Genomic DNA, 14,030 nt, shown 5'->3' with positions numbered 1-14,030 from the left:
TCCCCCCGGTCAGCCGTTGACGAGCTTGGACAGGTTGGTGAGGCTGGTGACGAGCGCCGTGGTGTAGCTCAGGATCCGGCCCGCCCACTTCAGCACGGCGGCGGTGATCTGGGCGGCGATCACCGGGATGGTCACCACGAAGATCGCCTCGACCGCCCAGACGACGACCCGCGCCACGAGGTCCGCGATGAGGTCCCGGACGATGTCACGGGTGAACGAGACGAGGTTCCCGGCCGCCTGCGTGGCCGCCGCCATCGCCGCGGACGCGCCACCCAGACCGGCGATGGCGTCCACGTTGTTCTTCATGAGCGACTGGTACGCCTCGGCGGCGTGCCCCCGCCAGTCGGGCAGGTCGCCGGCCAGGTGGGCCTGGAGGTCGGCCGCCATCCGCTGGAGGTGACCGGCCATGTTGTCCCAGGTCGCCGCGTGCGAGGCGACCACGTCGGGCATGCCGGTGAGCCAGTCGAGCATCTCGCGCAGCGGCTCGAAGTATTCCATCGCCCAGCCGATGCCGTTGGCCAGCAACGCGCTGAACGGGTCGAGCACCGTGGCGGCGACGTCCAGCCCGAAGGCCGCCCCGGCGAGCAGGTCGTCCACCCAGCCCTCGCTGCGGATCGCGTCGACCAGGCCCTCGACGCCGTCGGCCAGCGACGAACCCGTCCACACCTCCCGGGTGGAGTGGACCTCCGCGACCAGGGACTCGTCGGTCATGCCCGCAACCGCCGGCTGATCGCGTCCAGCGAACTCGCCGCGTCGCCGTCGACACCGTCGTAGCTGTCGGCGGTGCGGCGCAGGCCGTCCGCCACCAGCTTGAGGTTCTCGTCGACGTAGTCGACCAGCTCGTCCTGACGGGTGTGCCGGTCCTCCAGGACCGCCGAGATCCACCCGCAGAGCAACCCGTACGCCTGGTCGTCCCGCGCGATGTGCGCGCTCGCGCCGCGTACCGCCTCGAACCGGGAGCGCAGCCCCTCGACGAACGCGGCGTGCGCCCGGATCTGCTCGGTGTCGGCCGCCCAGCCGGCCGGGCCGCTCATCGCTGCCAGCCGGAGGAGGAGCCGGATTCGCCCCAGCCGGGCTCCGGGTCGGGGCGCAGTTGCCGGCCCACCCGCTCGGCGATGGCCCGTGCCGCCGCGGACTCGGTGCCGACGGTCTCCGCGATGATCTCCTGCGACCGTTCGGCCAGCTGCTCCTTCGCCCGCCGGATCGCGTCCATGACCGCCTGGGCCACCACCTCCGGGGGGACCCGCTGGATCTGCCGGCCCAGGCGCAGGTCCAGCAGGGCGCCGGCGGAGTCGACGGTCACCTCGGCCAGCCCGTGGTCGTCCTCGACCGTGACCCGCAGGTCCTGGAGGCGGTCGCTCATCACCTTCGTGTCCGCGGCGAGCTTGTCGATGCGGCCCTTCCAGGCCCGCATGCGGTCCATCGCGCCGCCCGGGTCGAGCACGCCGCCGTCCAGAGCCCCGCTCACCATGTGCCTCCCCCGAGTAGGCGCGGTGCCCGGCAGGGCCGCTGATCGGCGGCGCTCACAGGGCGGCGTCGATTGTAGAACACCCCGTCACGCCCGGGCGGGGCCCGGAAACCACTGTGGACAAGCCCGCCCGCCGGCACGGTTGACCGGCAGCCGGTCAACCGGCGGTGTCACGACGGTGCGGTGCCGTGGACCGCCCAGGCCCGCGCGGTGAGCCGGACGGACCCGTCCGCCTCGACCGGCAGACGGCTGACGAGCAGGTCGCGCAGTGCGGCCCGGTCCGGCCCGGCGAGGGTCGCGACGTACGCCGGTGCCGCGCCCTGCCCGCCGAGGAACGGCGTCCAGTACGCGTCCACGTCGGGGAACACCGTCGGCACGACCACCGGAGTGACGGTGACCGCCGCGAACCCCGCGTCCGTCCACAGCGCGCGCAGCGGGCCGGGGCGGCACAGCGGGAACCGGCGGCCCTCGGACCGGTCCCCGACCGCGGGGTCGAGCGCCTCGGCGGCCGCCCAGAAGTGGCGCATCATGGCCATGCCCTCGGCGTAGTCCCAGACGTACGCGGCCGCGACGCCGCCGGGCCGCAGGACCCGGGCGAACTCGCCCACCGCCCGCGCCGGATCGGGCACGAAGTTGAGCGCCAGCCCGCTGACCACGACGTCCACGCTCGCGCCGGCCACCGGCAGCGCGCGGGCGTCACCGACCGCGAATGCGGCCCGCGGGTCGCCGACCCGGTCGCGGGCGTGGGCCAGGAATCCGGTCGCGGGGTCGACGCCGGTGACGTGTGCCGGAGCCGCCTGCGCCAGCACGGTGGCGGTCAGGGCGCCGGTGCCGCAGCCCACGTCCAGCCAGCGCAGGCCGGCCGGGAGCGCCAGCCGGCGCAAAAGGTCCCGCGCGACCAGCCGGCTCCACCGGCCCACGTATGCCTCGTACGCCTGGCCGTCGGCCCAGACCGGATCCGCCATGCGGGCAGGATACGGCCGCCGGAGCCCGCGCCGATTCGGCCGGCCGGACGCATGTGGCCCGCCGTCCCGGGAACGCGGCCCGCATGGCCAGGTACACGAAGCCCGAACTCCGGGAGCGGCTCAAGGAGGAGATCCAGGCGTCCGACAAGGGCGGCCGGCCGGGGCAGTGGTCGGCGCGCAAGTCGCAACTGCTCACGAACGAGTACAAGAAGCGCGGCGGCGGCTTCGAGGGCCCCCGGGACCAGCGGCAGCGGTCGCTGCAGCGGTGGGGCGCCGAGGAGTGGCAGACCCGGTCCGGCTCCACCCGGGCCCGGAAGAACGGCGAGACCGCTCGCTACCTGCCGAAACGGGCGTGGGAGCAGCTTTCGGACGAGCAGCAGCGCGACACCGACACGAAGAAGCGGCAGGCGTCCCGGTCCGGGCGGCAGTTCGTGGCCAACACCGGCCCGGCGAAGCGCGCCCGCAAGGAGGCCGACGCGGCCGGGCCCCTGTCGGACCTGCCGGTCACGGAGGCGGTCAAGCTGGTCCGTGGCCTCGACACGCGCCAGCTCCGGGCGGCGCTGCGCCGCGAGCGCGACGGCAAGGCCCGCAAGACCCTCCTCCAGCGGCTGGAGTCGGAGCTGGCCCGGCGCTGACGAGCCGACGGTCCGTCAACCGTCGGAGCCGCGCCACGCGCCGTCGTCGCGCAACTCCACGTACGCCGCTTTCGGGCCGCCCCGGCGCGGACCGCCGGGTACCCAGTGGTTCCGCCGTCGGACGGGGATCGGCGGCGGGGCGCACCGCCTCCGCCGCCGGCCGTGAGGGACGGTCCGGCGGCGGAGGCGGCGAGCTGCGCTACGGGGTCGTGAGACCCAGGCTGATCGTCCTGGTCAGGGTGGCGTTGTCGTCGTCGCCGTCGAGCGACCAGACCATCGCCCCGGCCAGGCCGGCCCGCCGGATGTAGAGCGTCTTCTGGAGCACGACCAGCGGATCGTCGTACGTCCAGAGGGTTGTGCCGTCGAACAGCCAGGCGTGCCCGGCGCGCAGGTCGCGGTGGACGGTGAAGCCCTTGCCGGGCAGGGTCTTGAGCTGCTTGTAATCCTCGGACCCGGCCTCGAAGGTGGCCGGCGCGGGACCGGCCGCGGGCTGGAAGAGCCCGTCCCCGCCTCCGGTCACGCCGGTCCAGCCGCGGCCGTAGTAGGGGATGCCCAGGACCAGCTTCCCGCGCGGCGCGCCGCGCGCCAGCCAGCCGTCGACGGCCACCTCGGCCGAGAAGTCCGGGTCGTCCGGCGCCCCCGCCGACACGCGCAGCGCCGACTGCTGGTTGGTCACCGCATCCCAGGAACCGTGGAAGTCGTATCCCTGCACGGTGGCGAAGTCGAGGTACCGGAAGATCTTCCGGCCCTCGTACCCGGCGTCCATGGCGGCCGGGTTGGCCGGCAGGAACGCGGTCAGCGCGTAGTGCCGGTGGGCCTGCCGGCCGTACGCGTCGAGCTGCCGGCGGAACTCGGCGAGCAGCTTGGTGAAGTTCTCCCGGTCCTCGGTGCGGACCACGTTGCCCGGTTCGCCGGGCCAGTTCGGCCACTCCCAGTCCAGGTCGATGCCGTCGAAGACGCCGGCGGCGGAGCCCGGGCCGCCGCTGCCGCCGTCCAGGACCGGCAGGTTGCCCTTGAGGTAGAGGTCGATGCAGGAGGCCACGAACGCCCGGCGGGACGCGTCGGTGCGGGCGGCGTCGGAGAAGTACGTCGACCAGCTCCAGCCGCCCAGCGAGATCAGGACCTTGAGGTCGGGGTGCCTGGCCTTGAGCTTGGCCAACTGACCGAAGTTGCCGTTGAGTGGCTCGCCCCAGGCGTCGGCGACGCCGTCGACGCTCTCCTCGGCCGGGACGGGCCGCTGGTAGTCGGCCCAGGCGTCGCCCTCGCCGGGCCCGCCGTCCACGTAGCAGCGTCCGTCCGGGCTGACGTTGCCGAAGGCGTAGTTGACGTGGGTGAGGCGGCTGGCCGCCCCGGAGGTGTCGAGCTTCCGGACCGGGAAGGCCCGGCCGTAGATGCCCCACTGGGTGAAGTAGCCGACCCGGTGGTATCCGGTGCGGCGGGCCGAGTCGTCCGCCGCGCTCGCGGCGCTCGGTGGGGCGGCGGTGACCAGCAGGGTCGACAGTGTGACGAGGGCGGTGAGGCGGCGGTGACGGAACGGTCGCATCGGCACTCCCACGGAGCCGGATTAGTTAAGAGACCTTTCTGATCGATGAAGTTAAGCCGGACGTGATAACCGGTCAAGAGCGCCGGGCGGAGTTGCTAGGCTGGTGGTTGCGCGCGCCGAGAGGCCGCGCGCCGAATCGAGGGAGACAGACATGACGGGCGACGACGACATCTCCGGGTGATCCCGGCCCACCTCGTCGCATTTCCCGTCTCGTCATCCGGGCGGCCGTGCCCTGCCCGGCTTCACATCCCGAGGGTTCTCTTCGATGTCCGACACCTGTGTCGTGTGCACCAACCTCTCCTTCTCCTGGCCGGACGACACCCCGGTCTTCCAGGACCTGTCCTTCACCGTGCCGCCCGGCCGCACCGGCCTGGTCGCGCCGAACGGCGCCGGCAAGACCACGCTGCTGCGGCTCATCGCCGGCGACCTCACCCCGACCGGTGGCGCCGTGACGGTGGACGGCGTGCTCGGCTACCTGCCACAGAATCTTCCGCTGGCCGGCGACCTGACCGTGGCCCAGGTGCTGGGTGTCGACGCGGTGCTCCGGGCGCTGCACGCCATCGAGGCCGGCGACGCCGCCGAGGAGCACTTCACCACCGTCGGCGACGACTGGGACGTGGAGGAGCGCAGCCGCGCCGAACTCGACCGGCTGGGTCTGGGCGACGTCGCGCTCGACCGGCGGCTCGCCACGCTCAGCGGCGGTCAGGTGGTGTCCCTCGGCCTGGCCGCGCAACTGCTCCGCCGCCCCGACGTGCTGCTGCTCGACGAGCCGACCAACAACCTCGACCTCGACGCGCGGCACCGCCTCTACGCGGTGCTCGAAGAGTGGTCCGGCTGCCTGCTGCTGGTCAGCCACGACCGGGCCCTGCTGGACCGGATGGACCGCATCGCCGAGCTGGACCGCGGGGAGCTGCGCCTGTTCGGCGGCAACTTCACCGCGTACGAGGAGGCCGCCCGGGCGGCCCGGGAGGCGGCCGAGCGCACCGTGCGCGGCGCCGAGCAGGAGGTGAAGCGGGAGAAGCGGGAGATGCAGCAGGCCCGGGAGCGGGCCGAGCGGCGGGCCGGCAACGCGGCGCGCAACCTCGACAGCGCCGGCCTCGCCCGGATCGTCGCCGGCGGGCTCAAGCGCAGCGCCCAGGAGTCGGCCGGGCGGTCCCGGCAGCTGCACGCCAACCGGGTGAGCGAGGCCCAGTCCCGGCTCGACGAGGCCAGCAGGGCGCTGCGCGAGGACGAGACGCTGACCCTCGACCTGCCGGACACGACGGTCCCGGCCGGACGGACGGTCGTGGCGGGGGAGCGGATGCAGGTCCACCACGACGGCCGCGCCGTCTTCGCCGGGGCCGGGCTGGATCTGACCATCCGGGGCCCCGAGCGGATCGCCCTGACCGGCCCGAACGGCGCCGGTAAGTCCACGCTGCTGCGGCTGCTGCAGGGGGAGCTCGACCCCGAGGGCGGGCAGCTGCGCCGCGGCGAGGGCCGGGTCGCGTACCTGTCGCAGCGGCTGGATCTGCTCGACCCGGAGCGCACCGTGGCGGAGAACTTCGCCGCGTACGCGCCGGACCGGCCGCAGGCCGAGCGGATGAACCTGCTGGCCCGGTTCCTCTTCCGTGGTGCGCGGGCGCACCTGCCGGTCGGGGTGCTGTCCGGTGGTGAGCGGCTCCGTGCCACCCTCGCCTGTGTCCTGTACGCGCAGCCGGCCCCGCACCTGCTGCTGCTGGACGAGCCCACGAACAACCTCGACCTGGTCAGCGCGGGGCAGCTGGAGAGCGCCCTGAGCGCGTACCGGGGAGCGTTCGTGGTGGTGAGCCACGACGAGCGGTTCCTCGCCGAGATCGGGGTCCAGCGGTGGCTCCGCCTCGACGGCGGCCGGCTCCGGGAGGTGGCTGCGCCCGACCTCGGGTGAGGCCGATCGGCGCGGCGTGCCCCGCGGGCTCGTCGCGCCGATCCCGAGGTCCACTTTGTCCCGGAGCCGCTGCTCGGCCGACGGCATCGAAGGAGGTCTTGCGCCGGCTTCGTATACAACATACGCTCCCCGAGTCGCCGACCTGAGGAGCTACCCATGACGTACCTCTCCTTCAGCGGAACGAGCCCCCGAAGGCGCCGCCTGCTCCGGGCAGCGGTGGCGGCGGTCGCTGTCGCCTGCACCGTCGCCGCCTGTTCACCGGTCTCGGACAGCGGGGACGACGCCAAGACCGAGGAGAACCAGGCGGCGGGCCAGGACTCCTTCGGTACGCCGGCCGACCCCGCCGCCGTGAAGAACGGCGGCAAGCTGGTCATCGCCCTCTCCGCGGAGCCCGACGCGCTGGACCCGACGCTGTCGCGCAGCCTCTACTCGCGCTACGTCTTCCAGGCGATCTGCCAGAAGCTCTACGACGTGGACGAGCGGGCGCAGGTCGTGCCGCAGCTGGCCACGGCCCTGCCCACCACCAGCAGCGACGGCAGGACGGTCACCATCCCGCTGCGCCAGGGCGTGCGCTTCGCGGACGGGACGCCGTTCGACTCCGCCGCGGTCAAGACCACCCTGCAACGGCACCTGACGAACGCCCGGTCCGGGCGCAAGAGCGAGCTCGGCCCGGTCGAGAGCGTCGACACGCCGGACGCGCAGACCGTCGTCGTCCACCTGAAGCAGCCGTTCGCGCCCCTGGTCGGGGCCCTCGCCGACCGGGCCGGCATGATCATGAGCCCGAAGGCGCTGCAGAGCCTGGGCGACAACTTCGCCTCGGCGCCGGTCTGCGTCGGGCCCTTCAAGTTCGCCAAGCGGGTGCCGCAGAACTCCATCGACGTCGTCAAGGACCCGAACTTCTACGACGCGGACAAGGTCCACCTCGACGCCATCTCGTGGCACATCCTCAGCGACGCGAGCATCCGGGCCGCGAACCTGCGCTCCGGTGACGCCCAGGTCGCCGACAGCATCTCCACACAGGATGTGGCCGCGCTGAGCGCGGACGCCTCGCTCACCGTCCTGCAGTCCCAGTCTCTGGGCTACCAGGGGCTCACGTTCAACATCGGCAATGTGGACGGCGTCGGCGCCACGCCGAAGCCCATCAACCGCCCCATCGCCCAGAACGCCAAGATCCGGCAGGCCTTCGAGTACGCGATCGACCGGAAGGCGCTGGTCCAGGCCGTCTTCAGCGGGATCCACGCCGTCGCCTGCTCGCCGGTCTCGCCCGCGAGCCCGTTCTCGTCCCCGGAAGCGCAGGCGTGCCCGGCGCACGATCCGGCCAAGGCCAAGCAGTTGCTGGCCGAGGCGGGGGTGCCGACGCCGTACCCGGTCACGATGCTCGCGTCGAACACGCCCGACACGCTGCGGCTCGCGCAGGCGCTGCAGGCCATGGTCAAGGACGGCGGGTTCGACCTCAAGATCAACCCGGTGGAGTACTCCTCGCTCCTCGACGAGCAGGACCGCGGCAACTTCGAACTCCTGCAGCTGGGCTGGAGCGGGCGCATCGACCCGGACGCCAACATCACGAACTTCGTCGGCACCGGCGGCAGCCAGAACGTCGCCGGCTACAGCAACCCGCAGCTCGACGCCGTACTGACCCAGGCTCGGCAGTCCAACGACGTCGAGGAGCGCAAGAAGCTGTACGGGCAGGCGGTGACGATCCTCCAGCAGGACGACGCGCTGATCTACCTCTACCGGCAGCGGAACCTGACCGCCGTCTCCAAGAAGATCCAGGGCCTGCAGGTCTTCCCGGACGGCGTGCTCCGCGCGGCGTTCGCCGGCTTCACCAAGTAGCCGGTCATGGCCCGGTATCTGCTCACGCGAGCCTGGCATTCGGCGCTGACACTGCTGTTGTCGACGGTCGTGGTGTTCCTCGGGGTGCGGGCGCTCCCCGGGGACCCGGCGCTCGCCCTGGCCGGGGAGGACCGGTCCCCGGAGGCGCTGGAGGCCATCCGGCACCACTACGGCCTGGACCAGCCGCTGCCGCTGCAGTTCGCGCAGTACGTGGAACGCGTGGTGCAGGGCGACTTCGGCGAGTCCATCCGCACCGGCGTACCGGTCTCGTCCATGCTCACCACCGCCCTGCCCGTGACGGTCGAGCTCTCCGTCCTGGCGATCCTCATCGCCGCGGCGCTGGGCGTCGGCGCCGGGGTGCTCGCGGCGGTACGCCGCGGGCGCCCGGCGGAGTGGCTGGCCAACGGGCTGGCCCTGGTGGGCCTGTCGGTGCCGCACTTCTGGCTCGGACTGCTCGCGATCCTCTACCTCTCCGTGGCGACGGGACTCTTCCCGGCCTCCGGGTTCGTGCCGCTGCTGGAGGACCCGGTGGACAATCTTCACCACATCGTCCTGCCGGCCGTGATCCTCGGCACGGGCCTCGCCGCCATCATCATGCGGCAGACCCGGTCCGCGATGCTGGACTCGCTCTCCTCCGACCACGTCCGTACGGCGAAGGCGAAGGGCCTGCGGCCCCGGGCCGTCATCACCCGGCACGCGCTGCGCAACAGCCTCATCGTGGTGGTGACCATCGTGGGCCTCCAGCTCGGCGGGCTGATCTCGGGAGCGGTCGTCACCGAGCAGATCTTCGGGCTGCCGGGCTTCGGCAAGATGACCATCGACGCGGTGTTCCAGCGCGACTACCCGGTCATCCAGGCGGTCGTCCTGCTCACCGCGACGGCGTACATCGTCATCAATCTGCTGGTGGACCTGCTCTACTCGGTCATCGACCCGCGGATCCGAGTGACGGGGGACCCGGCATGACCGTCCTCGTTGTGCCGCCCGAGGAGGTGGCCGGAACCCCGGGCGTCAGCCGGCGCGGCCGGGTCCTCCGGCGGCTGCGGCGCAACCCGCTCGCCGTCGTGAGCTTCGTCGTGCTCGCGCTCGTGGCCGTCGCCGCGCTGCTGTCGCCCTGGATCGCCCCCTACTCGGTGGACCAGCCCGACTTCGCCCACACCTTCTCGCCCCCGGGCACCCCGGGCCACGTGCTGGGGACCGACGACCTGGGCCGGGACGTCCTGTCCCGCATCATGCTGGGGGCACGGGCCTCCCTGCAGGTGGCGCTCCTCGCGGTGGCCACCTCGCTGATCGTCGGTGTGCCGCTCGGACTGGCGGCCGGCTACTTCCGGGCCTGGGACGCCGTGATCTCACGCTTCACCGACCTGCTGCTCGCGTTCCCGTTCCTGATCATGGCCGTGGGGCTGGCCGCCATCCGGGGCGCCAGCCTCGCCAACGCCGCCGTGGCCATCGGCATCGCGCAGATCCCGGGCGTGATCCGCGTGGTGCGCTCGGACACCCTGCGGCTCAAGTCGCTGGACTTCGTCGCCGCCGCCGTGGTGGACGGCGCGAGCGACCTGTGGGTGCTCTCGCGGCACATCCTGCCCAACGCGACGTCGGTGATCCTGGTGCAGGCCACGGTCGCGATCCCGGCCGCGATCCTCGGCGAGGCGGTGCTGTCCTTCCTGGGCCTCGGCATCCAGCCCCCGGCACCCAGCCTCGGCACCATGCTCGCCACCGCGCAGCAGTTCGCCGCCCGCGCGCCGTGGGCGGCGGTCCTGCCCGGTCTCGTGATCATGGGCCTGGCGCTGGCGTTCAACGTCTTCGGTGACGCCCTCCGGGACGCCCTCGACCCGAAGGGAGACCGGCGATGACCACGGTCGAACGGGCGGGCACCACCTCCGCCGCGGTCGGCACACCCGTCCTGTCGGTACGCGACCTCTCCGTATCGTTCACCACCGAGGGTGGAACCGTCTCGGCGGTCGACCGGGTGAGTCTCGAACTGGCCCCCGGTGAGATCGTCGGGATGGTGGGCGAGTCCGGCTGCGGCAAGAGCGTCACGGCCATGAGCATCGCGGGCCTGCTGCCCGCCAGCGCCCGGATCTCCGGCTCGGTGCGGCTGGAGGGAACCGAGCTGGTCGGCACCCGCGAGCCGGTGCTCCGCCGGGTGCGCGGCAAGGAGATCGCCTACATCTTCCAGGAGCCGATGACGTCGTTGAACCCGGTGCTCACCGTCGGGCGCCAGATCGGCGAGGTCCTGCGGGTGCACGAGCGGATGTCCCGCCAGGCCGCCCGGGCCCGCGCCGTGGAGCTGCTGTCGCTCGTCGGGATCCCGTCCGCCGCGAAGCGGGTCGACAACTATCCACACCAGCTCTCCGGGGGCATGCGCCAGCGCGTGATGATCGCGATGGCGGTCGCCTGCGGCCCGAAGGTGCTGGTGGCCGACGAGCCCACCACGGCCCTGGACGTCACGGTCCAGGCGGGCATCCTCCAGGTGCTCCGGGACCTGCGGGACCGGCTCGGCACGGCGATCCTCATCATCACCCACGATCTCGGCGTGATCGCCGACATCGCGGACCGCGTCGTCGTCATGTACGCCGGGCGCGTGGTGGAGCGGGCGCAGGTCACCGACCTGTTCGCGCATCCCTACCACCGGTACACGGCCGGGCTCCTGTCGGCGTCGCCGACCCCCGGCGTGCACGCCGGCACCCAGCGGCTGCAGGAGATCCCCGGTCTCGTGCCGGTCCTGTCGACCCAGCCCGACGCCTGCACCTTCGCCGACCGCTGCCCGGCCGCCGATGCGCGGTGCCGGGAATCCGCCCCGCCCCTGGCGGCGGTCGGGACGGCGGTGACGCACCACCTCGCGGCCTGCTGGCATCCCTGCCCGGCACCTCGGACGGAGTCCCCGGAGGCGACCCCATGACGCCGCAGCCGAACGCCCTCGAACTCGAGGACCTCGTGATGCATTTCGGACCCGTACGAGCCGTGGACGGGGTGTCCCTCACGATCCCGCGGGGCCGGGTCACGGCGCTGGTGGGGGAGAGCGGCTCGGGGAAGTCGACCGTGGGCCGCTGCGTGGTGCGGCTCGAGAAGCCGACGGCGGGCCTGGTCCGGATCGCCGGCACGGACGTCACCCACCTGTCCCGCCGGCAGCTGCGCCGGCACCGCAGCGACGTCTCGATCGTCTTCCAGGACCCCGCCGGCTCGCTGGATCCGCGCATGCTGGTGGGCGAGATCGTGGCCGAGCCGTTGCGCCTGTCCGGCAGGCGGCTGTCCCGGCGCGACCGGGAGGCCCGCATCGCCACGGAACTCGGCAAGGTGGGCCTGCGCGCCGAGGTGGCGCGCCGCTATCCGCACGAGCTCTCCGGCGGGCAACGCCAGCGGGTCAGCATCGCCCGGGCCCTGATCTCCGAGCCCCAGCTGCTCATCGCGGACGAACCCACGAGCGCGCTCGACGTGTCCGTGCAGGCGTCGGTGCTGAACCTCCTCGCCGACCTCCAGCGGGACATCGGGTTCGCCTGCCTCTTCATCACCCACGACCTGTCCGCGGTCGAGTACCTGGCGGACGACATCGCCGTCATGTACCTCGGCCAGCTCGTGGAGAAGGGGTCGCGCGAGCAGATCTTCACGCGCCCGGCGCACCCGTACACGCAGGCGCTGCTGGCGGCCGCGCCGGTGGCCGACCCGATCCGCCAACGGCAGCGGCAACCGGTGCTGCTCGGCGACGACCTGCCGTCCGCACTGGACCCGCCGTCCGGCTGCCGCTTCCGCACCCGGTGCCCGCTCGCGTTCGACCGGTGCGCGGTGGAGGTGCCGGCCCAGGTGGGGGTCGGTGGCGGCATGGCCGCATGCCACCTGGTCCAGCCCGACGGAACACGGCCCGACGTCCGGGCCACCGGCACAAGTGAGGTGTTGTCATGACGTTCACTACCAGGCCGACCCTGCAGGGAACCTTCGGGATGGTCTCCTCGACGCACTGGCTCGCGAGCCAGGCGGCCATGGGCATCCTCGAGCGCGGTGGGAACGCCTTCGACGCCGCGACCACCGCCGGTTTCGTCCTGCACGTCGTCGAACCACACCTCAACGGGCCGGGCGGCGAGGTGCCCGCCATCGTGGCGACGGCCCGGGACCGGAGCCCCAAGGTGCTCTGCGGGCAGGGGCCGGCCCCCGCCGGCGCCACCATCGCCCACTTCCGGTCCCTCGGGATGGACCTCATCCCCGGGTCCGGCCCGCTCGCGGCCGCCGTGCCCGGCGCCGTGGACGCCTGGCTCCTGCTGCTGCGGGACCACGGCACGCTCCCGCTCGAGGAGGTGCTGGCGCCGGCGATCGGGTACGCCGGGGCCGGCCACCCGCTGGTCGGCAGGGTCGGCGACACGGTGGCCGCGGTGCGGTCGCTGTTCGAGGACCACTGGCCCACCTCCGCGCAGCTCTGGTTGCGCGACGGCCGGCCGCCGGCGGCGGGTGAGCTCTTCACCAACCCGGCCTACGCGCGAACCCTCCAGCGACTGGTCGACGCCGGCCGGGCGGCGGGCGCCGACCGGGAGGCACAGATCGAGGCCGCGCGCCGTGCCTGGGGCGAGGGTTTCGTCGCCGAGGCGATCGACCGGTTCAGCCGGCAACCGTTCCAGGACTCCAGCGGACGCCCCCATGCCGGCCTGGTCACCGGCGCGGACCTGGCCGCCTACGCGGCGACGTGGGAGGAACCGGTCACCCTCGACTGGCACGGCTGGTCGGTGGCGAAGACCGGTTTCTGGGGCCAGGGCCCGGTGCTGCTGGAGACCCTGGCGGTCCTCGACGCGCTCGACGATCCCCAGGTGTACGACCCGGCGACCGCCGCCGGCATCCACGCCCAGGCCGAGGCGCTCAAACTCGCCTTCGCCGACCGGGAGGCCTGGTACGGCGACGGTGACGTGCCCGCGAAGGAACTCCTCTCCCGGGAGTACGCACGGGAGCGGGCGGGCCTGATCGGTGAACGGGCGTCGGCGGAGCTGCGACCCGGCCGTCCCGGTGGCGCCGAGCCCCGCCTCCCGGCCCACGTACGGCTCAGTGCCGGGCACCGTGCCGACCCGACGGATCCCACGACGGGCGAGCCGACGGTGAAGGCGGACGGGGTGACGCGTGGCGACACCTGTCACGTCGACGTGGTCGATCGCTGGGGCAACATGATCTCCGCGACGCCGAGCGGTGGCTGGCTGCAGAGCTCGCCCACCGTTCCGGAGCTCGGTTTCCCCCTCGGCAGCCGGCTCCAGATGTTCTGGCTGGAGGAGGGCCTCGCCTCGTCGCTGGCCCCGGGACGCCGGCCGCGTACCACCTTGAGCCCGACCATGGTGCACCGTGACGGGGAGCCCGTCCTGGCGTTCGGCACTCCCGGTGGCGACCAGCAGGATCAGTGGCAGCTGCTGTTCCTGTTGCGCCATCTCGTGGGCGGCCGGTCGCTGCAGGAGGCCATCGACGCGCCGGCGTGGCACACACTCAGCCTGCCGGGGTCCTTCTACCCGCGGGACATCGAGCCCGGCGTCCTCGTGGTGGAGGACCGGCTGGACGAGGATGTGCTGGCGGCACTGCGTGCGTACGGGCACGAGGTGCGGCTGTCCGGCTCGTGGACCCTCGGCCGCCTCTGCGCCGTGACCCGCGACCCGGGCACCGGCCTGCTCGCGGCCGGAGCCAACCCGCGTGGCATGCAGGGCTACGCCTGCGGCCGTTGAAT

13 protein-coding genes are annotated in these 14,030 nt (G+C 73.0%); 8 read left to right on the top strand and 5 right to left on the bottom strand.

Annotated elements, in window-relative coordinates; genetic code table 11:
- Positions 1-9: 9 nt before the first annotated feature.
- The 4 genes from GCE86_RS14200 to GCE86_RS14185 form a co-directional block, all read right to left on the bottom strand.
- Positions 10-711 (bottom strand): WXG100 family type VII secretion target, encoded by a 702-nt coding sequence (locus GCE86_RS14200; RefSeq protein ID WP_154227405.1) that lies wholly within the window; start codon positions 709-711, stop codon positions 10-12.
- Positions 708-1,034 carry a type VII secretion target gene (locus GCE86_RS14195; RefSeq protein WP_154227404.1) on the bottom strand — a complete coding sequence of 109 codons (327 nt, stop codon included), beginning with the start codon at positions 1,032-1,034 and terminating at the stop codon, positions 708-710. Before GCE86_RS14195 ends, GCE86_RS14200 begins: the two co-directional genes overlap by 4 nt.
- On the bottom strand, positions 1,031-1,471 hold the full coding sequence (locus tag GCE86_RS14190) for a YbaB/EbfC family nucleoid-associated protein (protein WP_204341977.1): 441 nt from the start codon (positions 1,469-1,471) through the stop codon (positions 1,031-1,033). Before GCE86_RS14190 ends, GCE86_RS14195 begins: the two co-directional genes overlap by 4 nt.
- Positions 1,472-1,638: 167 nt before the next feature.
- Positions 1,639-2,433 (bottom strand): class I SAM-dependent methyltransferase, encoded by a 795-nt coding sequence (locus GCE86_RS14185; protein ID WP_154227403.1) that lies wholly within the window; start codon positions 2,431-2,433, stop codon positions 1,639-1,641.
- Between the two features lie 83 nt (positions 2,434-2,516).
- On the opposite strand from GCE86_RS14185, the gene GCE86_RS14180 reads away from it, so the two are divergent.
- Positions 2,517-3,068 carry a DUF5872 domain-containing protein gene (locus tag GCE86_RS14180; RefSeq protein ID WP_154227402.1) on the top strand — a complete coding sequence of 184 codons (552 nt, stop codon included), beginning with the start codon at positions 2,517-2,519 and terminating at the stop codon, positions 3,066-3,068.
- A 199-nt stretch (positions 3,069-3,267) separates the two neighbouring features.
- On the opposite strand, the gene GCE86_RS14175 is transcribed toward GCE86_RS14180, so the two are convergent.
- Entirely contained in the window at positions 3,268-4,611 is a 1,344-nt protein-coding gene (locus GCE86_RS14175) for a glycoside hydrolase family 18 protein (protein ID WP_154227401.1), read from the bottom strand.
- Between the two features lie 265 nt (positions 4,612-4,876).
- On the opposite strand from GCE86_RS14175, the gene abc-f reads away from it, so the two are divergent.
- The 7 genes from abc-f (at position 4,877) to GCE86_RS14140 (ending at position 14,028) form a co-directional block, all read left to right on the top strand.
- A complete protein-coding gene (gene abc-f / locus GCE86_RS14170) occupies positions 4,877-6,514 on the top strand; it encodes a ribosomal protection-like ABC-F family protein (RefSeq protein WP_154227400.1) in 1,638 nt (545 codons plus the stop codon).
- A 156-nt stretch (positions 6,515-6,670) separates the two neighbouring features.
- Positions 6,671-8,347 carry an ABC transporter substrate-binding protein gene (locus tag GCE86_RS14165; protein ID WP_154227399.1) on the top strand — a complete coding sequence of 559 codons (1,677 nt, stop codon included), beginning with the start codon at positions 6,671-6,673 and terminating at the stop codon, positions 8,345-8,347.
- A gap of 6 nt (positions 8,348-8,353) precedes the next feature.
- Entirely contained in the window at positions 8,354-9,310 is a 957-nt protein-coding gene (locus GCE86_RS14160; protein WP_154227398.1) for an ABC transporter permease, read from the top strand.
- Positions 9,307-10,197, top strand: coding sequence for an ABC transporter permease (locus tag GCE86_RS14155; protein WP_154227397.1), 891 nt, complete (start codon positions 9,307-9,309; stop codon positions 10,195-10,197). The genes GCE86_RS14160 and GCE86_RS14155 overlap by 4 nt, the downstream gene beginning before the upstream one ends.
- Positions 10,194-11,246: an ABC transporter ATP-binding protein gene (locus GCE86_RS14150; RefSeq protein ID WP_154227396.1), complete on the top strand. Its 1,053-nt coding sequence runs from the start codon at positions 10,194-10,196 to the stop codon at positions 11,244-11,246. The genes GCE86_RS14155 and GCE86_RS14150 overlap by 4 nt, the downstream gene beginning before the upstream one ends.
- Positions 11,243-12,244, top strand: a complete 1,002-nt coding sequence (locus GCE86_RS14145; protein WP_154227395.1) for an ABC transporter ATP-binding protein — start codon at positions 11,243-11,245, stop codon at positions 12,242-12,244. Before GCE86_RS14150 ends, GCE86_RS14145 begins: the two co-directional genes overlap by 4 nt.
- Positions 12,241-14,028: a gamma-glutamyltransferase family protein gene (locus GCE86_RS14140; RefSeq protein ID WP_154227394.1), complete on the top strand. Its 1,788-nt coding sequence runs from the start codon at positions 12,241-12,243 to the stop codon at positions 14,026-14,028. Before GCE86_RS14145 ends, GCE86_RS14140 begins: the two co-directional genes overlap by 4 nt.
- Positions 14,029-14,030 lie beyond the last annotated feature (2 nt).

This window comes from Micromonospora terminaliae, from assembly GCF_009671205.1.
Classification (GTDB): Bacteria; Actinomycetota; Actinomycetes; order Mycobacteriales; family Micromonosporaceae; genus Micromonospora; species Micromonospora terminaliae.
The sequence above is the reverse complement of the archived record's forward strand: the minus strand, read 5'-3'. Positions and strand labels throughout refer to the sequence as shown.

Coding starts and splice junctions, on each gene's coding strand:
- GCE86_RS14155 (WP_154227397.1), top strand. CDS start 9,307: ATGACCGTCCTCGTTGTGCCGCCCGAGGAGGTGGCCGGAACCCCGGGC.
- GCE86_RS14180 (WP_154227402.1), top strand. CDS start 2,517: ATGGCCAGGTACACGAAGCCCGAACTCCGGGAGCGGCTCAAGGAGGAG.
- GCE86_RS14165 (WP_154227399.1), top strand. CDS start 6,671: ATGACGTACCTCTCCTTCAGCGGAACGAGCCCCCGAAGGCGCCGCCTG.
- GCE86_RS14185 (WP_154227403.1), bottom strand. CDS start 2,433: ATGGCGGATCCGGTCTGGGCCGACGGCCAGGCGTACGAGGCATACGTG.
- GCE86_RS14150 (WP_154227396.1), top strand. CDS start 10,194: ATGACCACGGTCGAACGGGCGGGCACCACCTCCGCCGCGGTCGGCACA.
- GCE86_RS14160 (WP_154227398.1), top strand. CDS start 8,354: ATGGCCCGGTATCTGCTCACGCGAGCCTGGCATTCGGCGCTGACACTG.
- GCE86_RS14140 (WP_154227394.1), top strand. CDS start 12,241: ATGACGTTCACTACCAGGCCGACCCTGCAGGGAACCTTCGGGATGGTC.
- GCE86_RS14145 (WP_154227395.1), top strand. CDS start 11,243: ATGACGCCGCAGCCGAACGCCCTCGAACTCGAGGACCTCGTGATGCAT.
- GCE86_RS14190 (WP_204341977.1), bottom strand. CDS start 1,471: ATGGTGAGCGGGGCTCTGGACGGCGGCGTGCTCGACCCGGGCGGCGCG.
- GCE86_RS14200 (WP_154227405.1), bottom strand. CDS start 711: ATGACCGACGAGTCCCTGGTCGCGGAGGTCCACTCCACCCGGGAGGTG.
- GCE86_RS14175 (WP_154227401.1), bottom strand. CDS start 4,611: ATGCGACCGTTCCGTCACCGCCGCCTCACCGCCCTCGTCACACTGTCG.
- GCE86_RS14195 (WP_154227404.1), bottom strand. CDS start 1,034: ATGAGCGGCCCGGCCGGCTGGGCGGCCGACACCGAGCAGATCCGGGCG.
- abc-f (WP_154227400.1), top strand. CDS start 4,877: ATGTCCGACACCTGTGTCGTGTGCACCAACCTCTCCTTCTCCTGGCCG.